The following is a 24,327-nucleotide window of genomic DNA, read 5'->3' as shown; positions in this document are numbered from 1 at the left end:
TATTTATAAAAGACTCTTAAGCACGGAGAACAGTTCATCCGGCTCTATCGGTTTTGCAAGATGCGCATTCATTCCCGCATCAAACGACCTTCTTATGTCCTCAGCCAGTGCATTGGCAGTAAGTGCAACGATAGGAATGCTTCCCGCATCAGGCCTGGAAAGCCCTCTTATTGCCTTTGTCGCATCAAGTCCGTTCATCTTCGGCATCCTGATATCCATGAGGATCGCATCATAAGTTCCCGGCTCGCTTTCCTCAAAAAGTTTCAGTGCCTCCTCTCCATCATGTGCTACATCCACATCGATATCATTTAGCCTGAGGAGCTGCTCCATGATCCTTATGTTTAGTTCGTGGTCCTCCGCAAGCATGACCTTCTTGCCTGTAAGTGCAGATGCCTTGCTGGATTTCTTTTGATCTTTCTTGTGCTCCGTGAGTATCTTCGAAAGCTCCTCTTTAATATTTCCCGCAAACATAGGCTTTGCCAAAAAGCCGTTTACACCCGCAGAAAAAGCTTCCTCCATAACTTCATACCAGTTGTACGTTGTGAGAATCACAGCCACTTCATCCTTACTATAAAGCTCTCTGATGCGTCTCGTCAGCTCAATGCCGTCCATCTCCGGCATCTTCCAGTCAACAAGCATCAGATTAAACGCAGGCTGATGTCTCGGAATATTCTTGCATATATCAAGTGCTTCCCGGCCGCTTAACACATACTCCGGCTCAATTCCCACTCTGTGAAGTATCATCTTCGCATGCTCGCAGGCTGTCACGTCATCATCAACAATAAGAGCACGTATGCTGGCCGGATCAAAAGAATCCTTGACATTTTCGCTATTGCTACATATTCCCAGCGGAATTATAACCGTAAATGTTGACCCTTTTCCTTTTTCTGAAACAGCACTTATAGTGCCTCCCATCATCTCAACAATATTCTTTGTTATGGCTAGTCCCAGCCCCGTTCTGCCGGGAACACCTTCGCCTTCCACTGCAAATGGTTCAAACAGATGTGGCATAAATTCTTTATCGATACCTGCCCCCGTATCCGTGATTTCCATGCAAATCTGTGCTTTTCCATCTCCGCGTTTTTCTTCTTTTACGGCAAAAGAGATTTTCCCGCCCTCCGGAGTGAAATTGATGGCATTTTCCAAAATATTGAAAAGCACCTGTTTGATCTTTAGATCATCTCCCACATAGCGCTCGTCAATAGGTCCGTTCACACTGCAATCAAAAGAAATCTTCTTATCGTCACATTTTGATTCAGTGATGGTGTTTATCTGTTCCAGCATATTACCGAATGAAAACTCTTCATTTTTGAGCTTCATGCTGCCGGACTCTATAAGACTCATCTCAAGGATATCGTTAATAAGCGAAATGGTATGCCTTACACTTACGCCAATATGAGAAATTATGTCTCTGGTCTCCTCATCGAGCCCCTTCTTTTGCAGTGCGATATTGTAAAGACCAACAATATCATTAAGGGGTGTCCTTATCTCATGACTGACATTAGATAAAAACAGAGTCTTGGCCAGATTAGCCTTCTCCGCTTCTTTAAGAGCTCTTGCAAGAAAGAGCTGTCTCTCCTCTTCAACTACTTTAAGAGCGACTCTGCTGCTCTCGTCCTTTACCTCGTAGTCCTTTAAAACCTTTCCGAGAATATCTTTCAGCGCTCTGTAATCGCGTAGCAGCTCCGGAATATTCGCTTCCACCAAAGCCATATCTCCCGCCTTGGCGCCGAGCTCTATTTCCTTGGCCTTGTCAGAAAGCTTGCAGGCTCCGATTGCAGCCGACGTGCTCTTAAGAGAATGGACATTGAGGGCAAGGGCATCAAGGTCATTATTCTCCAGATTTTCTTCTATCTGTTCCGCCTTAGTGTCGATGGACATGGAATAGGTCTCGATGGCAAAGATGTAGTCTTCAACATCTCCGCAGTATTCGATACCTTTTTCCGGATCAAGCTCTTTATACTCAAATATAACCTTAGGAAGTTTTGAAAACTCATCATCTTCAGGTTCTTCTTCCTTACCGTCATATAAAATGACCGAATCCTGCGGAAGATATTTGATCATCATACGTTCCATCTCATCGATGTTTACAGGCTTTGAGAGATAGTCAGTAAATCCGGCCTTCATCATCTTCTCTTTATCCCCTGTAACAGCACTTGCTGTAAGAGAGATTATAGGTGTACTTTCAAACTTCTCGGGATACTTCTCCCTGAGGGCCTCGAGAGTCTCAATACCATTCATCTGCGGCATCCTGTAGTCAAGAAAAACAAGGTCATAATGCTCTTTTCCGAATTTCTCGATGCACTCAGCTCCACTTGTGGCTACATCAATATGAATCTTGGTGCGCTTAAGCAGCCCGGCAATAACCTGAAGGTTCATTGGTGTATCATCAACTACAAGGATTCCGAGTCCCGGCGCAGTAAACAGCGTATGTTTGCTCTTTACCGTCGAGGTATCATGCCCGTGAGGTTCTAAGTCAAAATTTCCTATCTCTGTCCAGTCAGATACTTTCTGAGTGAGGGCAAAAGAGAATTTGGAGCCCTTCTCATATCTGCTCTCCACTTCAAGTTCGCTTCCCATAAGCGATAGGAGCTGTCTTGTTATCGCAAGTCCCAGGCCCGTCCCCTCAATGGTTCTTGTCTTTTTAAGATCCAGTCGGTCAAAGGGCTCAAACAGCCTTTCCATATCCTCTTCTCTGATTCCGATTCCGGTATCTACTACAGCCACTTCAAATCTGACTGCATCATCAAGCTTCTCAAGGAGCTTTATTTCAAAATCAACACCGCCCTTTTCGGTGTATTTGACAGCATTGGTGAGAATATTGGTTATGATCTGCTTAATTCTTATCTCATCGCCAAAAAGATGTACCGGTAATTTAGGATCAACTATAAAATTAAGCTCAAGTCCCTTTGCCTCGGCCCTGAACTGCACCAGATTATAGAGATCCACCACAAGGGACGAGAGGGAATACTCTTCATTTTCAAGGGTTAGTTTTCCGTTTTCAATCTTCGAGAAATCAAGAATATCACTGATGATTCCAAGAAGACTCACTCCGGCCTTACGAATATTTTCAGAGTAGTCCAGTATGGTAGAATTCTCTGTTTCTCTCTGGATCATCTCATTCATTCCAAGAATTGCGGTTATGGGCGTTCTGATCTCATGACTCATGTTGGAGAGAAATGCGCTCTTTGAGTTGTTTGCCGCTTCGGCCTGTTCAAGCGCTGTCGCAAGAGACTGAGCCCTCTGCTTTTCCTGTTCTGCCAGCTTATGCTCCGTTATGTCCTCAATAAACACATAGTAAACTGCACCATGGCCGGGGAGCGATGCATAATGGCCATAGTCATCGACCCATCTGATTGTCCCGTCTTTTTGTATGATCCTGTAAACAACATAGTCAATACTTCTTCTGTTTGAAGGCTGTGCAATCTGTTCATCAATAGAACTTTGAATTTTCTCAAAGTCATCCGGATGGACCATGCCACGAAAACTGTTTCCGGTAAACTTCCTGAATTCATCTACTGTTTCGCAGCCGTAGATCTCGCAGGTTGACTGATTGACGTACAAAAGCTCCATGCTTTCATCCGCACGATATATAAAGAAACCTCCCGGCATCTGCTCAGCAATCCATTCTACCGCAGTCATTCCTTCTCTGGACTGTATGGTTGTCATTATCTCATCACTGATAACTCTGTTTTTCTGCATAGCGCTTTCCTCATCTTCATCGCATGCTGCCAATTGCATTATCTATCTTATTTCCCAAATCTTCGTACTTCATAAGGAACTCCGAAACCTTAACGTTTCTTTCCTCTTCACCCAAGCCCTCGACCTTCTTCTCTATTTCTTCTGCAAGGGCCGACAGCTCTTTTGCACCAATTGCACGTGACGTACTCTTAACAGAGTGGGCAGTCAGAGTCAGATTCTTCAAGTCTCCGTTTTCAATAAATCCCCTTATCTTCGAAGCCTTATCTGCCACTGAAGCTGCATAGACCTTAAGAGCTTCCATATACTCTTCTTCATCTCCGCAGTACTCTATTCCACTCTCGATATCAAGTTCCCCTATAGCTTTTACCTGTGTCGGAATCTCATCAAAAGAAGCCTCTTCATTGTATGGATTAGCCCCTGTCTTATGTATCTTGGATTCCGGCAGATACTTAAGAAGCATATTCTCCATTTCAAACAGCGTCACAGGTTTGGTCAGGTAATCCGTAAAACCACTTGCGATCATCTGCTCTCTGCCTCCGGCCAAAACGTTGGCTGTAAGGCATATTATCGGTGTCTTTTCTGTCTTTTTTGGGTATTTATTCCTAAGTATTTCCAAAGTCTGGCTGCCACTCAGATTCGGCATCCGCTGGTCAAGAAATACACAGTCATAGTCTTTATCAGCAAAGAGCTTAATGCACTCATCGCCGCTCTCAGCCGTTTCAATGTTCATTTCATTCCCCTTAAGAAGGCCGCATATTACCTGCAGGTTCATCGGAGTATCATCAACAATGAGTATCTTTGCTTCCGGAGCAGTAAATGTTGCCGTTCTCTTCTTTTTATGAGAGCCATCATCGCTAAGATAAATGGGCTTATAGGGTCCTATTGGTGTTTTATCTGATATTTCCTGTTCGACAGTAAAGGAAAACTCAGAGCCCTTTCCATACTCACTCTCAACCTTTATCTCACTGCCCATCAATGCCAGAAAGCTGCGCGAAATGGCCAGCCCCAGCCCGGACCCTTCAATATTTCTCGTTTTTTCCAGGTCGAGTCTGTCAAATGCGGAAAAGAGCTTATCCATCTCCTCCTCTTTGATTCCAATGCCGGTATCTGTGACTGCGACTTCCATGGTAAAAGAATCTTCAGTCTGCTCAAGGAGCTTTGCAGAAAACTTCACTTCACCCTCTTTGGTATACTTCACAGCATTGGTCAAGAGATTTGCACAGATCTGGCGAAGCTTTTGCACATCGCCCACAGCTTCAGAAACAAGCCTTTCATCAATGTCCATGATAAGGCTTAAGTTCTTTTCCTCAGCCCGGTTTAAAACCATCATATGAAGACTGCTGAAAAACTGAAGAAGTGAATACTTCTGCTTGTTCAGTTCCATACGTCCGGCTTCTATCTTGGAGAAATCAAGGATTTCATTGATGATACCAAGAAGGCTTTCACCTGCTTTTTCTATATTTTCAGCATAGTGGAGCACATTACTGTCATTTGACTCCATCTGTATCATTTCATTCATGCCAAGGATTGCAGTAATCGGCGTTCTGATCTCATGAGACATATTGGAGACAAAGTCAGTTTTCATACGATTTGCCTGCTGTGCATGCATAAGAGTCCTTACGATAAGCGCAATCACCAAAAGCGCAATGATAAGAAGCATCGTAAAGAATATCCACATATTGTCTCTTAATCTGTCAGTAAGTGTATATGTGTAAAGCTCATTTGAATATTTGTTTGCTATATCACTCGGGTAATCCGTGCCTATAACCTTTACCCCGTGATTAAGGAGTTTTAACAGGCCTTCATTTCCAATCTTGACGCCAAAGCACCTGTCATCCAGATGGCTTAAGGTTCTGGAAGAAAGTCCTTTGTATTTGCTGTTTCTAAGTATCTCGTTTGCTCTAAGGCCATTAAGAGTGGTGACACCCGCTTCTCCCTTAAGAACTGCCTGCAGACATGCGTCAAATCCGTTGTAGAGTATGATCTCCGAATCCGGATAATAAGTACGGATATAGTAATACTGCATTCTATTGTTTTCATTTACAGCAATTTTAGAAAGGCTCTCTTCACGGTATTCATCCTTATAGACCAGCTCCATGGTCGAATAAACAACTGAAGTCGACTGATAAATACCGTTTACTTCCGAGTAGTAAAGACCTCCGCCCACAGGAAATCCCGCATCGATTTTCTCATCACGCAGCGCTGCAACCATCTCGTCATAGCTGTCATATCCAATGTATGACACTTCCAGATCCCTGATATCCATGTTGTCAAGCATCTTGGGGATTATGTCTTTTATTATGCCGTTTACATTTCCATCTTTGTCTGTTGCACTGTAGGGAAGATAGTCATTAAGATAACCTATTTCCAGAGTCTTGTTTTCTGAAAGCCACTGTCTCTCAGCTGCAGAAAATGTATGGCTCGAAACGCTTGATGAATAGTATTTACTCTGAAGATTTGCCACATAATTCGGTTCTTCCATGGCAAGCATGTTCTGTGCTTCTTCCAGTTCCGAAAGAATATCCAGGCGATCTTTTGTCACACACAGATAATAGTCCGATGTGCCAAAGGTACATAATACCTCCGCATGCTTACGTCCATAAGCTCCATCACCTTCTGCGGCCATAACATCAACAGCCTTGGTGTCAAAGGCTGTAAAAAGAGATTCATAATCATCGAAAGTAACTATCTCTGCATTTATTGAGTTTTCATTAAGGTAGTCTTCAAGGATATCAACGATGGCGCTTTGAAGTACGCCGATTTTCTTCCCTGAAACAGAATTTGGAGAAAATGTGACCGATTCGTCATCATCATGTTTGACAAGGGTATAGACCTCGTTCCCCATAGGGGCCGATGGATACCCAATAATACTAAGCCTGTCATCTCGCTTTGCAAGACCGGCAAGAAGATCTATATCACCGGATAGCAGCATATCATACAGCTCTCCAAAGCTGCCGTAGACATACTCATAATTCCAACCGGTATATTCCGAAAGCTTTCGGTAATACTCATACGCATAACCTGTCTTAACTGCCTCGTCAGAAGCGCCTTCTTCGAAGACTTCATTCTCGTAATATCCGATCCTTACCGTTTCTGCGCTCTCTCCATCGGCACAGACAGGAATGCTTACTGTTAATGCAAAAAAGCACACAATTAACAAAGAAAAAAGCATGGAGACTACTCTTTTCCTCATAGAAAATAGCCGTTTAGGATAAAACTCATGGTGTTTTACGCATATTCTCATACTACTAATATATCACTAGAAGCGCACCTTCATCCACTTTTTCCCGAAGTTTTTATGACTATCGTTCGTAAATTCATAAAAAAATCCGGCAGCAAATGCTGCCGGAAAAATATCAGTAATATAGAATTACAGGAGTTCCAACATCTACAACATCCCAGAGCACTTCTACGGAATCGTAAGGACAATTAATGCATCCGTGGGATCCGTCTGATTTGTAGATCTCTTCTCCAAATTTGCTGCGCCAGTTCGCATCGTGAATTCCAACTCCCTTGTTAACTCCGAGCCAATAATTCACGTAAGAAACATAATCAACACCGCGAAGGTAAGTGTGATATCTCTTGTTGTAGACAGGATAGATTCCAGTGGGAGTTCCTCTTGATCGGTTTACGTTTCCCGTCACAACAGGCATATCCATGTTGAGCTCGCCGTCAACATAGTAGTACAGCATCTGCTTGCCCATATCCACCTCGATATAGGTCTTGCCGAGCTTCTCATTGGCGTCATATACCACTGCACTGTCTGAAAGCTTAACTTCCCTTTCCTCAGTACCGCTTGCTGCTCCAGTCAGCATCCTGTCCTTAAGATGGTCAAACTCTGACTCAATATCAAATATAGAGCCGTCACCTCTGCTGGTAGAATTTAAAATTATCGTATTGCTGACACCCTTCCTGTACTCATCCATCATCCAGGATGTATCATGAGAGTCTGCAAGATTTTGGAAGAAAGCATACATCTTGCTCTCAGATACGATCGGATTGTAATCAGTATCTGTTACGATGCCTTCCACTATCTTAATGTCTTCTCTTTCGGGAAGCCCCTTCTCTTCACCTGCAATAATAAAATGTCCAAGTCCGGGATTGCTTTTACTTGTCTTTTCCTCAAGAGCCGCTTCGTAATCTCTCTGAGTCAGAACAAAGTTACTGGCCTTATTCTTATCAAGAGTTATCTTGGCACCTTCAAGATCATAGGTCACATTACAATTCTGAATAACATCAAGCTTACTAAAAACATTGACCTTATCCTGGTCGGAACTTCTGACATCAAGCTGCGTATAGCAGTCATCACACTCAGTAAGATCAAGAACGCTCTGCCTTGAAAGCATTGACTCATAAACCTTATCAATTATTCTTTCCTTCTCAGGCAAAGTTATAAATGCATTCTCAAGTACGTATCCGTCTTCTGTCTTCTCAATTGAGCACTTAAGATCTGATGGATCAATGAATATCTCCCAATCGGATACCATTTCAGCCACCTTATCCCTGTTCAGCATTACATCGGGTTCATACTCACAACTCAGGTTTTTGAAAGCATAAATTCCCCATTTTAACGGGTCAGTATTTCTAAACACCTCAGTAAGAGCACCGGTGTAATCCATAGTAAGGTCGGCGTCGGCGGAACTTACAAAGAGCCTTGCTCCGCTCCTGTCCATAATGGCAATGCCATCATATGGCGAGTCCTCTAAAAGCTCTGCATTGACCTCACTTACTGATTTTCCGGTACAGTAAATACCATTTATCCAGGTAAAACACGGGAATCCGCCCCTGTAATAGAGCCCCAGCGCAAAATAGAGCGCAGCCATAAGCACAATTATTGTCGCGGTAGCTGCCAGGGCTCCCTTCAATACCTTTTTCATAATCTCCTCAATTTATTATTTCTTGTTTTTAAGGTCCTTCTCATCAAAGACTTCGCTTATTGAAGCTCCCGGAGGCACCATAGGGAATACCTTGTCGTCTTCTTCTATAATGCAGTCAAGAAGAACCGGCTTCCCCATCTTAAGTGCTTTCTTAAGAGCAGGAGCAACCTCACTCTTCTTGGTAATTCTTATAGCTTCACAGCCAAGTCCCTCAGCAACCTTACAATAATCAACCTTATCTTCAAATACAGTCTGTGAGTAGTGCTGCTGATAGAAAAGTGTCTGCCACTGCCTAACCATTCCAAGTACATGGTTATTGATCACAACCTCAATGATCGGAAGATTGTATCTGGAGGCAGTAGCCATCTCGTTCATGTTCATTCTAAAGCATCCGTCGCCTGCGATGTTGATGCAGACTTTATCGGGGTTACCAACCTTGGCGCCGATACATGCTCCAAGTCCGTAGCCCATTGTTCCAAGACCGCCTGATGTAAGGAAAGTCCTGGGCTTTTTATATTTGTAATACTGTGCAGCCCACATCTGGTGCTGTCCCACATCTGTAGTGATAATGGCATCGCCCTTTGTGAGCTTGTCAATCTCCTCGATTATGTAAGGACATGTGAGCTTATCAGTATCATAGCCCAGAGGGAACTTCTTTTTATAATCTGCTATCTTTTTAAGCCACTCACTATGATCAAGCTGATCCAGCTTCTCATTTATTGCAGCAAGTGCTCTCTTAAGATCTCCAACAATAGCAAAATCAACTCTTACGTTCTTGTTGATCTCAGCAGCATCAACATCGATCTGCAATATCTTGGCCTTAGAAGCAAATGTCTTGGCATTACCGGTAACACGGTCTGAAAATCTGGCTCCCAGAGTGATAAGAAGATCACACTCACTTACTCCGAGATTGGATGCCTTGGTTCCGTGCATTCCGATCATGCCTGTATAAAGCTTGTCTGTTCCATCGAAAGCGCCCTTACCCATAAGGGTATCACAAACAGGTGCATCAACTTTTTTGGCAAATTCCTTAAGCTCTTTTGAAGCCTCGGAGATTATAGCGCCGCCGCCAACATAGATAAAGGGGCGCTTTGAAGCCTTTATCATCTTAACAGCCTGATTGATATCATCTGTGTGATACTTCTTGACAGGCTCCTCTTCTGATATTGTAACAGGTCTGAAATCACAGGTCTTGGCTGTAACATCCTTTGTAATATCGACAATTACAGGTCCGGGACGTCCGCTTTTTGCAATCTTAAAGGCCTTTCTGATTGTGTCAGCAAGATTCTTAACATCCTTGACGATATAGCCGTGCTTGGTGATAGGCATTGTAATACCGGCGATATCTACCTCCTGGAAAGTGTCTTTTCCCAAAAGAGGAAGGTTAACGTTGCAGGTAATAGCCACCATTGGGACAGAATCCATATAGGCTGTTGCAATTCCCGTTACAAGGTTTGTTGAACCCGGTCCGCTTGTTGCAAAGCACACACCAACCTTACCTGTAGATCTTGCATAGCCGTCAGCTGCGTGAGCTGCACCCTGCTCATGGCTGGTTAAGATGTGAAGGAAGTTATCACTCTGCTTGTAGAGTTCGTCGTAAATGTTAAGGATTGTTCCTCCCGGGTATCCAAAGATTGTGTCAACCCCCTGTTCCTTAAGACACTCAAGAACAATCTGTGATCCTGTAAGTTGCATTTCAATACTCCTTTGGCTTCTATATTATTCGCCCGAAACAATTCAGGCTCTTGGAATTTCAAGTACAGCTCCTCTGTTTCCGCTGGTTACAAGCTCTCTGTATCTTGCAAGATAACCTGTTGTAACCTTGGGTTCTCTCGGCTGCCATTTCTCTCTTCTCTTTGCAAGCTCTTCATCTGAAACCTTAACATTAAGAGCGTTGTTCGGGATATCGATTGAAATGATATCGCCCTCTTCGATAAGAGCAATAGGTCCACCGACAGCTGCCTCAGGTGAAACATGTCCGATGGAAGCACCACGGCTTGCACCTGAGAATCTTCCGTCTGTGATAAGAGCAACGGATGAGCCAAGGCCACGGCCTGCAATAGCTGATGTAGGATTGAGCATCTCTCTCATTCCGGGGCCGCCCTTAGGTCCTTCGTATCTGATAACGACAACGTCTCCGGCAACAATCTTGCCACCAAGGATTGCTTCAATAGCATCCTCTTCACAATCAAATACTCTTGCAGGTCCTTCGTGAACCATCATCTCCGGAACAACGGCGCTCTTCTTAACAATACCTGTATCGGGTGCGATATTGCCCTTGAGAACAGCGATTCCGCCTGACTGCATGTAAGGATTCTCGATAGGTCTTATAACCTCAGGGTTCTTGTTGTATACACCCTCAAGGTTTTCTTTTATTGTCTTACCTGTTGCTGTAATAAGATCTGTATTAATAAGATTCTTCTTAACAAGCTCTGACATAACGGCAAGTACTCCGCCGGCTTCGTTGAGGTCTTCCATGTATGTGGGACCTGCAGGTGCAAGGTGGCATAGATTTGGAGTTTTGGCAGATACTTCGTTGGCAATCTCCATATTGATATCAACTCCGGCCTCGTGTGCAATCGCAGGAAGATGAAGCATTGTATTTGTTGAGCATCCAAGAGCCATATCCATGGCCATTGCATTCATGAATGCCTCTTTTGTCATGATGTCTCTGGGACGGATATTCTTCTCGACAAGGTTCATAACTGCATATCCGGCCTTCTTGGCAAGTCTGATACGAGCCGAATATACAGCAGGAATTGTTCCGTTACCGGGAAGTCCCATTCCGATTGCCTCTGTAAGACAGTTCATGGAATTGGCTGTGTACATGCCTGAACATGATCCACATGTAGGACAAGCCTTCTCTTCAAGTTCGCAGAGCTGCTCATCAGTCATCTTACCGGCTGATACAGAGCCAACAGCCTCAAACATTGATGAGAGTGAAGTCTTATGGCCTTCAAATCTTCCGGCCATCATAGGACCTCCTGATACAAATACAGTGGGAATATTTACTCTGGCAGCAGCCATCAGAAGTCCGGGTACATTCTTGTCACAGTTGGGAATGCATACCATTCCGTCAAAGGCATGTGCTTTGGCAAGACACTCTGTACTGTCTGCAATAAGATCTCTTGTAACAAGTGAGTACTTCATACCGATGTGTCCCATAGCGATACCGTCACATACAGCGATTGCAGGAACCACTACAGGCATTCCGCCCGCTTCTGCTACAGCCAGCTTAACAGCTTCTGTGATCTTATCCAGGTTCATATGTCCCGGAACAATCTCGTTGTAGGAACTAACAATACCGATAAGAGGTTTGTTTCTCTCTTCTTCCGTAAAACCAAGTGCGTTGAACAGACTTCTGTGTGGAGCCTGCTGAAGCCCTTTCATAACTCTGTCGCTATTCATTGCCATAATTCTCTCTCCTCCTGCTTACTTAATATATAAAATAAAGTTTTCATTCTCATATATATTGCGCATTGAATCTATGTAGTCCCAATCGATAGTTTCATAGGTCTGATAGAATTTCCAGAAATCAGGCCCACTGTAACCGGGCTCTAAAAGATTTTTATCTATAATAACACAATCTGCGCCGTTTACATCAGTCTTTTCACAATCAATGTTCCATCCGAATTTGAGAAGGTACTGCTGATCGCAATCAAGAACCGCAATATTCTTGCGTCTTGTGACATCTGCTATATATAGCGTATTGTACACGTTATTTTCTCTGGTACCAAGCTGACAATTGTAATCATAGCTGGTTACTCTGACTATAAAAAGAACTATGCAGAAAATCAGCGGCAGATAGATACCCTTTCCGTTGTACCACTTCTCACCTTTAACTGTTGTCTCGCTCTCGTTGTGAGCCACATTTTCCACAGTACTGCCGGCCTTTTTACGCATCATGTCGTTATATATTCTTATGGTCACATTTATAAGCCTCTCGAAGCATGCACAAAAGCACACCGCAAGAATAAATGCTCCATAGCTGAACACTCTGAGATATGGAAGCTTTTTTTGAACAACAAGCATAAGGCCGGTCACAATAACATTGGAAATTATCATGACATTTATGATAGTTCTGCTATAGGCAAAATGTCTGATGCACTCATAGCCTGCAACCCCTATACTTACAAGAACCACCACCGGAATAATATACATAAAGCCGGGGATCATATAGTTATAGAGCCTTAAAACCCATCCAACGCATTCTGCTCTGAAATCAGCTGAAGAAAGGCTCTGTATATACGGCTGAGAAAGCATATAATCCATTCCCCTGAGGAGTGAACTTACCGGAGCCCTTAAGAGCACCGTTGCATGACTCATTCCGAAATACTCTGACCCTTCTGTTTTAACCAAAAGGTTAGAGCCTATTGCAAGCCATATAAGCGCATACAGCGCTGTCGTGATAAGCGCAGCAATCAGGCCATGATTAAAGAACTTCACGAATTTCCTGTAGTAGACGTTGTCCTTAAGGCTGTCATGAAGCGCTCTGCTCTTATAAGCATTTACGAGAAGATAAACCGTGATTGCGACACTTACCGGGATAACCCAGTATATACTGCTCGGAACAGTATATAATCCCATGGCAAAAGCAAATGTGATGCACAGGTAGTAAACCGGCTTGGTCTCCTCAAGGCTGCAGATATATCCGGCAATATAAACAGAGAGCAAAAAACAAGTGGTAGCCAGAGTATATCCTCTTCCCTGTATACTGTACTCCACAACCACCTGCATGGCCGAATAAAGCATAAGTGCTCCGAAAGCCAGGCCATGGGAATAATATCTTTTACATATTCTGTATACCAGTATCAGATTAGATATCGCGCAGATAAAAGACACTCCGCGCAGAGCAATAAAAGGGTTGCCTAAGTAATAAAGAAATGCTGATAAAACAGAATATCCAACATGGTTGTTGGGAAGCGGCCAATGGATGGCTGAGTAGATAACTCCCCTGCTGATAAATGTATAGTAGGTATACAGCTCATCGTACTGAGGCGTTATGGCAAACATTCGCCACAGATAATATGACGACATGGCTATTATAAAGAGAGTTGTTGCCATTGCCTCAGGCTCATGAGGCAGCAGATTATATATTCTTTTTTCAGTTTTATAGGTTAACGATTCGTTCAACTAGAAGGTCTCCCATTTGCTTACAGCCTACCTGAGTAAAGCCCTCTCCTGCTGATGCTGACATGAGATCAACAGTTCTGTAGCCGTCCTCCAAAACTTTTCTGACTGCATTTTCAATAGAATCTGCTTCCTTGTCCAGGTTAAATGAATATCTGAGCATCATCGCAGCCGAAAGAACTGTTGCGATGGGGTTAGCTATATCTTTGCCGGCAATGTCGGGAGCACTTCCGTGACTGGGCTCATAAAGACCAAAACTTGTATCATTGAGGGAAGCACTTGGAAGCATTCCGATGGAGCCTGTGATCATGCTGGCTTCATCAGAGAGGATGTCGCCGAACATATTCTCTGTGAGAACCACATCAAACTGAGAAGGATCTCTGACAAGCTGCATTGCACAGTTATCAACAAGCATGTGCTCCAGAGTAACATCCGGATAGTCCTTGGCAACTTCCTCGACAACTTTTCTCCAAAGTCTTGAGGAATCAAGGACGTTAGCCTTATCTACGCTGATAACACTCTTTCTTCTCTTTCTTGCGACTTCAAATGCCTTAATGGCAATTCGTCTGATCTCGCTCTCTTTGTAAACAAGAGTATCCGTAGCTGTGATCTCTCCGTCAACTTCCTTGGTAAATCTCTCGCCGAAATACAGTCCACCTGTAAGCTCTCTCATGATGAGCATATCAAAGCCCTTGGCAGCAGCTTCCTCCTTGAGAGGACACGCTTTCATAAGCTGGGGATAGAGATATGCGGGTCGCAGGTTTGCAAACAGATTAAGTGCCTTACGAATACCAAGAAGTCCGGCTTCAGGTCTCTTGGAAGGTTCAAGTTTGTACCATGGTGATGTGGAGGTATTACCTCCGATAGATCCCATCAAGACTGCGTCTGCACTCTTAGCAGCATCAATTGTCTCCTGGGTAAGAGGAACGCCGTAAGCGTCAATAGAACATCCTCCCATTAAAACATCTTTGTACTCTATCTCATGGCCATATACATCTGCCACCTTATCAAGTACTTTTTTGGCCTGAGCGACTATCTCAGGACCTATTCCGTCACCCGGAATACATGTGATGTTTAGTTTCATACTCTCCTCCTGAATATAGAAATTAAGCCCGATTGGGTAGTCCCAACCAGGCTTTAACAGACATGAAAAATATTACTTCTTTTTCGAATCAGAAGTATCATTAGTTGAAACAACTGCATCTTCAGGCTTTTCAACCTCAACAATCGCTTCCTTAACCATTGGGATACGGCAGTTCTTGTTGTTACCGAACTCAACGATTACCATGTCGTCGTTGATGTCGATTACTGTACCGATGAATCCGCCTGTTGTCTTGACACTGTCCCCAATAGCCAGAGATGAAAGGATCTGTGCTCTCTGCTTCTTTTCCTTGCTCTGCGGACGCATGAACAGAAAATAGAATACTGCGATTACCGCTGCATAAACCAGAACCATTGAAATGATACTCTGTGTATTAGCTGATGCTTCTGCACCTGTTAAAAGTAAACCCATAACTTCCTCCATACCTTAAAAAAATAATATACACCAAACAATAATACTAAAAAGAGGATTCAAGTTCAAGCTTTTTAACCCTTTCTCCAGTTTTTAGCAATATTGTAAGCATCTTTTACCGAATCACCGTCAAACTCCTGCATTCCATCGAGCTTACGTTTCTTGTACTGAGCGAATTCACCTGCATCAAGCGCATCCCTGATCTCTTCCATCATGTGGTTATAAAAATAGAGATTATGAAGTACGCAGAGTCTCATTCCAAGCATCTCCCCAGCTTTAAGAAGGTGTCTGATATATGACTTGGAATATCTTCTGCAGGCAGGACACTGACAGCCTTCTTCTATGGGCGTATCATCCATCTCGTATCTTGCATTGAGAATGTTGATATGTCCCCTGTTTGTATAAAGGTGTCCGTGGCGGCCGTTTCTGCTGGGATATACACAATCAAAGAAATCAATACCTCTCTCAACAGCCTCAAGGATGTTTGCAGGTGTTCCAACACCCATAAGATAAGTCGGCTTATCATCAGGCAGATAAGGAACAACAGTTTCTAAAACATGATACATCTCCTCGTGGCTCTCGCCTACAGCAAGTCCTCCCACTGCATATCCGTCAAGATCAAGATCCCTTATAACCTTGGCATGCTCTATCCTTATATCATCGAATATCGCTCCCTGATTGATACCAAACAGCATCTGATGAGGGTTAACCGTGTATTCAAGACTGTTTAATCTGTCCATCTCTGCTTTACAGCGCCTTAGCCATCTTGTAGTCCTGTCTACCGACATCTGAACATATTCGTGCTCAGCCTTAGCTGATGGGCACTCATCAAACGCCATGGCAATTGTCGAGCCAAGATGAGACTGAATCCTCATGCTCTCTTCAGGTCCCATGAACAGCTTGTGTCCGTCTATATGGGAATGGAAATACACTCCCTCTTCCTTAATTCTTCTTGTCTTTGCAAGAGAAAAGACCTGAAATCCGCCTGAGTCTGTCAGAATAGGCTTATTGCAGCTCATAAATTTGTGCAAACCGCCCATTCGATAGATGAGGTCGTCCCCCGGTCTTAAATGCAAATGGTACGTATTGGAAAGGACCACCTGGGTACCTATTCCCTCAAGGTCCTCCGTGGAAACGCCTCCTTTTATTGCTGCAACTGTCGCAACATTCATAAACACCGGAGTCTGAATAACTCCATGAACAGTAGTAAACTCTGCCCTTTTGGCATTTCCTTCTTTTTTTAAAATCTTGTACATATATTCCTCTTAACTCATTTAATCAACATATAAATTCCAGAACTCTTCCAGGCAGAGGTTATTGTCTGTGATCACGTTTGCCGCATCAACACCTACATATCTGAAGTGCCATGGCTCATATTCTATACTTGTGATCTCCTCTTTACCTGAAGGGTATCTTAAGATAAATCCGTATTGCGCACTGTTATCCGCAAGCCACTTACCTGCAGCAGTATCTCCAAACCCTTCATCCAGAGATGAATATCCGTCAGTAATAATGTCAACTGCAAGACCAATCTGATGTTCCGATGATCCGGGAACAGTTACTGCCTGTGAAGCAAGATTGTAGGCATCCATGTATGACATCCCACCGCCCATGTAACGATCAACCTTATTACCAAAGAGCATAGTCTGTCGGTCTATATCTCTGTACGGTGAGCAGACAATAAGATTAACACCCTCAGCTCTTGCAGCCTTGAGCATATCAAGCAGAGGTGAAATAACTCTCTCATCGCACTGCATACTTCCGCTGATGGTCCCCAGCTCAAACTCATAATCATCAGGGATTGGGTGCTGCTTGTTTACAAGTACCAGCTTCCAATCATCACTGTTAAAGGAAACTTCATCCGCTCCCTGGGATAAAAGAGCTCTGGATTCCTCAACACTTACGCTGGCAGGTATTTCTGAATCAAGAATCTCTGAAACAGAAACCATGTTCTCAATTTCAGCAGCATCAGGATTTACCACCTCGCTGGCCTCCTGAAGCACTTCAGTATCCACATCCCTTTCAGTAATAAGCTCGGCATCAGACTCGGCAACTTCTTCTTCGGAAAGTACTTCCTGTACCTCTTCTGTTCTCTCTATAGCTTCTGAATTGGCAGCAAAACTGATATTCAAAGACATAGCCGGATAGGAAAAGCTACTGCTTGAAATAAAGAAAAGAATTATACAGGCCAAACATGTAAACCTTTTGGCATTTCTGTAGAAATAGAACAAAAAGTTATAGACTGTTATAGTGACCATAGCAAAAGCAATTCCCAAAAAAGAAAATGCTTTGTGCTTTCTATTGAATTTTGTGGCCTTGGAGATTACCTTATTTCTAAAGGTAAGCTTCATTTCCAAGCTACTGGCATTCATATCGGAAATATCCCCTCTTGTTCCGGATATTTATTGCAATATAAAGAAAACTACCATACAATTATATAACTAATTCACAAAAAATTCACTATTTTGGGCTGAAAAAGTCATTTATACTCAATCTAACAACCTAAATTTCATAATAAGGAGAGCTTATGTCAGGATCAATAACTGGTAAAAACATAAGGATTTCAACCTGGGGTGAATCCCACGGAAAGGCTCTGGGATGCGTTATTGACGGTTTCCCCGCTGGCCTTGATATTTCCGAGGAGGACATTCAGAAATTCCTGGACCGCAGAAAACCCGGAACATCTACTGCAACAACTTCCCGCAAGGAAGATGATCTTGTGGAGATCCTATCCGGAATATTTGAAGGCAAGACCACAGGTACCCCGATATCTCTTTTAGTAAAAAACACATCTCAGCGCTCAGCGGATTACAAGGAGATTGCCTCCTACTATCGTCCCGGCCATGCTGATTATGGCTATGATCAGAAGTATGGATTCAGGGACTATCGCGGCGGCGGTCGTTCTTCCGGAAGAGAGACCATCGGCAGAGTCGCAGCCGGAGCAATCTGCAGTAAGCTTCTTGAAATAATGGACATAAAAGTCTGTGCTTACACAAGATCCATCGGCGACGTTGAAATTGATTACAACAAGTTCGATGAGGCTGTAAGGCTCACAACTCCTACCGCCATGCCCGATGCCGAAGCAGATAAAAAAGCCATGGAACTCATCGAAAAGGCCCGTGAGGAAAAAGATTCCCTCGGAGGTGTTGTCGAGTGCAGGATCACAGGTGTTCCTGCCGGCATAGGCGAACCGGTATTTGATAAGCTCGATGCTCTTCTTTCACAGGCAATAATGAGCATCGGCGCAGTTAAGGCCGTCGAGATCGGTGATGGCATCAACGCTTCCAGAATCAAAGGTTCTGAGAACAACGATGCCTTTGAAAACAACGGATCTTACATCACCAAAAAGACAAATCACAGCGGCGGAATACTTGGCGGAATGTCAGATGGCAGCGATATCGTAGTCAGGGCGTATTTTAAACCGACTCCCAGCATTGCATCCACACAGGAGACCATCAATAGTAACGGCGAGAATATCACAGTAAATATCAAGGGCAGACACGATCCTGTTGTTGTCCCGAGAGCTGTAGTCGTTGTTGAGAGCATGTGCGCACTCACAATACTTGATCTTATGATCTCCAATATCACATCCACCGTAGACCCGATAATCAGCTTCTATAAAAACAAACAAAAATAAATTAAAAGAGGGCAGTCAAATCGACTACCCTCTTGTTTTATGTCTTATTTGCCACTAAGCTTGTGGAATACGATACAGTTAGGTCTTGAAACTGTAAGCTCCGGTCCGTTCATAACCATTGTTCCCTTGTCCATATCCACAGTAAAGAATGTAAGTGAATCCGACTCGTGGTTAAGTGATACAAGGTGCTTGTTGTCAGGGAAAAGAGCTGCATCCTTAGGATACTCTCCCGCTACAGGGAGCTGGATCTTCTTGGTCAAAAGACCTGTCTCCTTGTCTACCTTGTAAACAACAGCGTTGTTCTCGCCTGCAGTCGAGCTTACAAGGTAATTGTAATCCTCCGAGAATGAAAGAGCACTGCATGCAACACCGATTGAATCAGATTCATCGGAGTTTGTAACCTCCTGAATCTTGTTGAACTCAGGCATTCCGTTCTCTTCATGATACTCATAAACATCTATTGCACACTTCTGCTCAAGGCATATATAGAGGAACTTGCCATCCTTGGAGAACTGCATATGTCTGGGTGATGATTCCTGATCACAGTGAATGACATCAACCTCTTTGATCTTGCCATTGTCATGGTTGAGCGAATAAATATTAACTCTGTCCATTCCAAGATCTGCCGCGAGCAGATACTTGTTATCCTTGGAAACCTTGATGCACTGAACGTGAGGTACATGGTTACGTCCTGCAGCCGTACCAAGGCCCTTGTGATATCTCTCATCAGTTATCTCACCGATGCTTCCGTCTTCGTTAAGTCTTAAAATTGTCACCTTGCCATCGTGATAGCCTGCAGTAACAAGGAATTTGTCATTCTGATCCTCGTTGAGGTAACAGCCGCGCATTCCGTTAATTGACGCTTCATTGAGGAACTCAAGACTTCCATCCTCAAGAATATGATAAGCCTCTACGCCGTCATCTGTGATTGAATACAGAGTATTTCCGGAGTGAGATATTCCGATATATGAAGAATTGGTGATCTCAACCTTCTGTTTCTCGGTCATACGTCCGTTCTTAAGATCTACATCATAAATTCTGATTCCGTATTTGGTGCCAAGTCCTGATGTATAGCTTGACACATAGGCTACATATTTATCTTTCGCTGCCACCGTGGTGCCTCCTAAAAGCATAATTTGAAAAAAGCTTTATTTATCACATTCTATCACAACTATTACAAATAAAAAAGGTCGCTCAGCAAAGAGCGACCCTATTTTATCAGATTTTCAAGGCCAGTTTACATACTTGCCATCGATACAGACTCCTGCATAACCATTGGCGATCATAACTGCCTTGTCGGACTCGGAAATAACAGGTGTAGCATTTTTATCGCCTGTAGCCACATTGAAATAGTTAGCACCGTCACTTACAACACCGGTCTGTCTGTAACCGGCCATGATTCCGTTGCCCTTTGTAAGCGAGAACGATGCCATTGGAACACCTGTTTCGTTATAGAGCATTGAAATTTTCCCGGTCTGAACCAGTGACCCGGTCTTACCTTTTGCAATAGTAACAGGAAGTGAATTGTTTACAGGCTTAATATTCTGAACATAGACCTCAACACAATCATGAGCGTCTTTTGTTCCAAGTCTTTCATCATCTGCATAGAAGTGGAAAAATACATTTTTACTCTGTTCATCATCACCGATGTGGAATGTCACATTCTGGGACCCTGATTTAAATGAACACTCAAGGTATGTTGCATCACTTGTTGCCCCCTCCACATAATAAGTGTAGTTAAAATCACTTCTCATAGACATGGTCTTTGATGATCCGGCATCAATCGACATTGTTGTCTCACCAAAATCAAGCCAGAACTGCTCACTGGACGCATAAGCCTTACCGGCCGGGATCATCGCGATCAGTGCGAGACCAAGAATAGCTGCTGTCAAACACCTTATGATTCTATTCATCAGAAATTACCTCCGCTTATACTTTTAGTAAATATCGCCCTATTGCAAGTAATTACATTATAGATTCAAATTATCGATATTGCACATAAATTATTTCTAAACAGCATAAACAATCTTTAGAAATATGTGATGTTAAGGTTAGCTGTATCAGCGCAGACTCTCGCTTCTGCCCCCATCACAATCGGCAGCATCGGATCAATATGTCCTATTTCCGCATCCATGATAATGTCTTTTCCAAGGGATGCAAGAATATCAGTCACAGCATTGTACTGATCAACTCCCATCTGATCCTGTTTCCATGCAGTCAGTGGTCTGCCGATGATAAAACCTGCTGCAGTATCAAACCAACCTGCCTCTTTAAGACACCAGATACTTCTTCTGATAGACAATGGCGTGAGGTCACAGGCTTCCAGAACCCAGATGATGTTTCCGTTCTCCTTGACAAATTCCTTCATTCTGTCAAATCTTGTTCCGCAGATGTTAACAAGAATATCCAGACATCCTCCAAGGAGCATTCCCTGCATTTCGGTCTTATCCTCAGATCTGATCAGCTTGCCGTCCTTATTCCTGTAGATTACAAGCTTTCTGTCTTCATTGTTGGCATAAGGTGCCCGCAGATACTCATCGGTATACTCTTCCGGCGAAGGAGCTGCTTTCTGCGGATCCACAAATCTCTTATATCCGTCAAAAGAGCTCTTTGTTCCCTCAAGGAGTGCAAAGGAGTCAAATTCAGTCTCTTCCCATTTCTTGGCATAACCGCAAACACAGGGGCCGTATATTCCCTGAACTCCGGTTATCGTCACCAAGGGAAAAATAAAGTTCGTATTATCCGAATATCCGATGAACCACTTTGGCTTGTAATTTCTAAGCTCATAAAAGTCCATGTTGCTTATGGTCTCACACATGAGTTCTCCGCCGCCTGCTGAAATGATTGCATCGAGGTCCTCTCTCTTATAGAAATCCATAAGCTCTTTTCCTGTAACCTCAGGGTCAGTGCTTATACCAAGTCCGTCGCATTTAAAGACAGTCTCTCCTGCAACAAGCTTATATCCTCGATTTTCTATATTCTCTTTTGCAATCTTATACATCAGGCTGTAAGGCTCTGTCGCAGGTCCAAAGGACGGAGCTGTTATACCTATTGTATCTCCGGATTTTATATGATCAGGTTTTTTAATCATGTGTTCTTCCTTATTTCTTGAGATCGGCAAGTTTTGAATATGACTTGCGATAGTGTCTGTTCATCTTGATACATTCAAACAGCGATAAATAGTGACCTTCTCCGTTTCTCATCACTGCTATGTATGCAATACAGCCCTTATCAAGTACCATAGCCACTGCTTCTGCATCATCCTCTGATGAGCCCACACAATATGCACCATCATTAGGTGCAAATACCACATTCACACTATTTTTGATATTATGATAGATCTCATCTTCGTTATTAGGGATCTTAACTCCCACTCCGATAAGCTGGGCAAAGTCGTCAAGAAGAGGCTTCATATGATTGGCGCGTCTTGAAACCATGAGCGCCGCCTCTGACTTATTGTGCTTTATATAATTAACATCTTTTCTCTTATCGTAGATCTGTTCATGGATGCGTTTTACTCTCTCGGGTGTATCACTATTGTCATAAACAATACTGTCTCCGTCTCTGTGAGAGTTATAACCGTATTCCACTCCGTGAGTCATGTCCATCTTGCAGACATCAATCAGAAAGTCGTTGCAGGCTGACTCCATTACCTCAGCTTCGTACACAGCCTCATTGGAATTCTTGCCAAGGCAGAGTGTTCCATGATTGGCCATAATGATTCCGTTGGAATCCGAATACTTCTTAAGGGTTCGTGTAACGTTTTCAGCAAGTTTATCAGTTCCCGGCATAGCGTAAGCTGCCACAGGAATTGTGATATCCTCATCCTCGTAGTATGAAAAAATCTTCTTAAGTCCAAGAGTACCCGCGCATGTAGCAAAAACCTGGTGCGTGTGCACGATAAAGCCACAGTCCTTGCGTACCTTGTAGGCAGCTGCGTGTACTTTCAGTTCACTTGAAGGTTTATACTCTCCTTCATAAGAAAGGTCGTTTATATTGACCTGAACTATCATTTCAGGGGTAAGATCCTCATACCTGATACCGCTGGGGGTAATAAGCATATGATCATCATCGACTCTGCTGCTGATATTGCCCCAGGTTCTTACAAGAAGACCGATTTCATGGAGATCTCTGGATATTCTTATAATATGCTTTTTAGCATCCAAAAGTTCATTCTGATTCATGATTATCCTCTGATCTGCCCCTCTCCGGTTATCTCATATTTGTAGGAAGTCAGCTCCTTAAGTCCCATTGGTCCTCTAGCATGGAGCTTCTGAGTGCTGATACCTATCTCGGCGCCAAGTCCGAATTCAAACCCATCTGTAAATCTTGTTGAAACGTTGACATAAACACAGGCTGCATCGACCCTGTCAAGGAATCTCTGCGCAGTCTCTTTGTTCTCTGTTACGATGCACTCAGAGTGACCTGTATTGTATTTATTGATGTGAGCAATTGCTTCATCAACGTTTTTAACTGTCTTAACAGAGATTATATAGTCAAGATACTCTTTTCCGAAATCCTCTTCAGTAGCTGTCAGAGCATTCTCAATAAGCGGCTTGGATTCTTCATCGGCACGCACTTCAACATTGTGCTCATTCATTGCCTTACTGAACAGAGGAAGGAAGCTGTCCTTGATATCCTCATGAACCACAAGAGATTCTGCAGCATTGCAGACACCGATCCTCTGGGTCTTGGCATTTATGATTATCGGAATAGCCTTATCAAGATCTGCATCCTTGTCTACGTAGATGTGACAGTTTCCTGTTCCTGTCTCGATCACAGGTATGTTTGAATTCTCTGTGACAGCTCTTATGAGACCTGCACTTCCTCTTGGGATAAGAACATCCACATACTGCTTCATGGTCATGAACTGTTTTGTGACTTCTCTGTCAGTATCCTCGATTAGCTGGATAGCTTCAGGAGTAACTCCGTTTGCTTCCAGTGCCTTCTTAATAGCTTTGGTTATGGCGATATTGCTGTGAATGCAGTCGCTTCCGCCCTTAAGGATTACAGCATTGCCCGACTTAAATGTAAGTGCAAAGGCATCAGGTGTTACATTCGGACGTGACTCATAAATGATTCCAACTACGCCCATGGGAACTCTTACCTTCTTGATCCTCATTCCGTTTGGACGTGTAAACTCCTCCATAACTTCTCCGATTGGATCAGGAAGACCCGCTACCTGTCTGAGTCCCTCAGCGATAGCTTCGATTCTCCCATCATTCAGAGTAAGCCTGTCTATCATTCCGGGATGCATACCGTTCTTTTTTGCATTCTCAAGGTCTATGCCATTGGCTGCAATAATGTCTGCTGATTCGGCGATTATCTCATCCGCAACAGCCAAAAGCGCTTTATTCTTAATTTCAGTGGAAAGATTTTGGACTTCATACTTGGCATCAAAAGCCTTCTGACAAATCTCTGTAAGTGTCATACATTCCCCTCCCCGATACTTCAATTTTCTGAAAAAA

16 protein-coding genes are annotated in these 24,327 nt (G+C 43.4%); 1 reads left to right on the top strand and 15 read right to left on the bottom strand.

The features are described from left to right. Positions 1-3: 3 nt before the first annotated feature. From G590_RS20255 to G590_RS20245, 10 genes are all read right to left on the bottom strand, one after another. Positions 4-3,702 (bottom strand): response regulator, encoded by a 3,699-nt coding sequence (locus G590_RS20255; protein WP_022763790.1) that lies wholly within the window; start codon positions 3,700-3,702, stop codon positions 4-6. Between the two features lie 16 nt (positions 3,703-3,718). Beyond that, positions 3,719-6,874, bottom strand: a complete 3,156-nt coding sequence (locus G590_RS20250; RefSeq protein WP_022763789.1) for an ATP-binding protein — start codon at positions 6,872-6,874, stop codon at positions 3,719-3,721. A gap of 184 nt (positions 6,875-7,058) precedes the next feature. Continuing rightward, positions 7,059-8,579 carry a L,D-transpeptidase gene (locus G590_RS0100920; protein ID WP_022763788.1) on the bottom strand — a complete coding sequence of 507 codons (1,521 nt, stop codon included), beginning with the start codon at positions 8,577-8,579 and terminating at the stop codon, positions 7,059-7,061. 15 nt (positions 8,580-8,594) lie between these two features. Beyond that, positions 8,595-10,274, bottom strand: coding sequence for a biosynthetic-type acetolactate synthase large subunit (gene ilvB, locus G590_RS0100915; protein WP_022763787.1), 1,680 nt, complete (start codon positions 10,272-10,274; stop codon positions 8,595-8,597). A 42-nt stretch (positions 10,275-10,316) separates the two neighbouring features. Next, positions 10,317-11,987, bottom strand: a complete 1,671-nt coding sequence (gene ilvD / locus G590_RS0100910) for a dihydroxy-acid dehydratase (RefSeq protein WP_026493828.1) — start codon at positions 11,985-11,987, stop codon at positions 10,317-10,319. A 24-nt stretch (positions 11,988-12,011) separates the two neighbouring features. Further along, a complete protein-coding gene (locus tag G590_RS0100905; RefSeq protein WP_022763785.1) occupies positions 12,012-13,712 on the bottom strand; it encodes an ArnT family glycosyltransferase in 1,701 nt (566 codons plus the stop codon). Next, a complete protein-coding gene (leuB, locus tag G590_RS0100900) occupies positions 13,690-14,793 on the bottom strand; it encodes a 3-isopropylmalate dehydrogenase (RefSeq protein WP_022763784.1) in 1,104 nt (367 codons plus the stop codon). The genes G590_RS0100905 and leuB overlap by 23 nt, the downstream gene beginning before the upstream one ends. Positions 14,794-14,865: 72 nt before the next feature. After that, positions 14,866-15,222, bottom strand: coding sequence for a preprotein translocase subunit YajC (gene yajC, locus G590_RS17940; RefSeq protein ID WP_022763783.1), 357 nt, complete (start codon positions 15,220-15,222; stop codon positions 14,866-14,868). A 74-nt stretch (positions 15,223-15,296) separates the two neighbouring features. Further along, positions 15,297-16,478 carry a tRNA guanosine(34) transglycosylase Tgt gene (gene tgt / locus G590_RS17935; RefSeq protein ID WP_022763782.1) on the bottom strand — a complete coding sequence of 394 codons (1,182 nt, stop codon included), beginning with the start codon at positions 16,476-16,478 and terminating at the stop codon, positions 15,297-15,299. An 18-nt stretch (positions 16,479-16,496) separates the two neighbouring features. Beyond that, positions 16,497-17,594, bottom strand: coding sequence for a M15 family metallopeptidase (locus G590_RS20245; protein ID WP_051142102.1), 1,098 nt, complete (start codon positions 17,592-17,594; stop codon positions 16,497-16,499). Between the two features lie 155 nt (positions 17,595-17,749). On the opposite strand from G590_RS20245, the gene aroC reads away from it, so the two are divergent. Continuing rightward, a complete protein-coding gene (gene aroC, locus G590_RS0100880) occupies positions 17,750-18,859 on the top strand; it encodes a chorismate synthase (protein WP_022763780.1) in 1,110 nt (369 codons plus the stop codon). Positions 18,860-18,903: 44 nt separating this feature from the next. Here aroC and G590_RS0100875 read toward each other — a convergent pair whose 3' ends face one another. The 5 genes from G590_RS0100875 to G590_RS0100855 form a co-directional block, all read right to left on the bottom strand. Continuing rightward, complete coding sequence (locus tag G590_RS0100875) at positions 18,904-19,971, bottom strand: lactonase family protein (RefSeq protein WP_026493827.1); 1,068 nt, start codon at positions 19,969-19,971, stop codon at positions 18,904-18,906. A 114-nt stretch (positions 19,972-20,085) separates the two neighbouring features. Continuing rightward, on the bottom strand, positions 20,086-20,772 hold the full coding sequence (locus G590_RS0100870) for a hypothetical protein (RefSeq protein ID WP_022763779.1): 687 nt from the start codon (positions 20,770-20,772) through the stop codon (positions 20,086-20,088). A gap of 116 nt (positions 20,773-20,888) precedes the next feature. Beyond that, positions 20,889-21,950, bottom strand: coding sequence for a S66 family peptidase (locus tag G590_RS0100865; protein ID WP_022763778.1), 1,062 nt, complete (start codon positions 21,948-21,950; stop codon positions 20,889-20,891). A 10-nt stretch (positions 21,951-21,960) separates the two neighbouring features. After that, the gene (locus G590_RS20240; protein ID WP_022763777.1) at positions 21,961-23,043 is read right to left on the bottom strand and encodes a class II aldolase/adducin family protein; all 1,083 of its coding nucleotides are present in this window, start codon (positions 23,041-23,043) and stop codon (positions 21,961-21,963) included. A 2-nt stretch (positions 23,044-23,045) separates the two neighbouring features. Continuing rightward, on the bottom strand, positions 23,046-24,290 hold the full coding sequence (locus G590_RS0100855) for a glutamate-5-semialdehyde dehydrogenase (RefSeq protein WP_022763776.1): 1,245 nt from the start codon (positions 24,288-24,290) through the stop codon (positions 23,046-23,048). Between the last annotated feature and the right edge of the window lie 37 nt (positions 24,291-24,327).

The sequence above is a fragment of the Butyrivibrio sp. XPD2006 genome, from assembly GCF_000420865.1.
Taxonomy (GTDB): Bacteria; Bacillota; Clostridia; order Lachnospirales; family Lachnospiraceae; genus Butyrivibrio.
The sequence above is the reverse complement of the archived record's forward strand: the minus strand, read 5'-3'. Positions and strand labels throughout refer to the sequence as shown.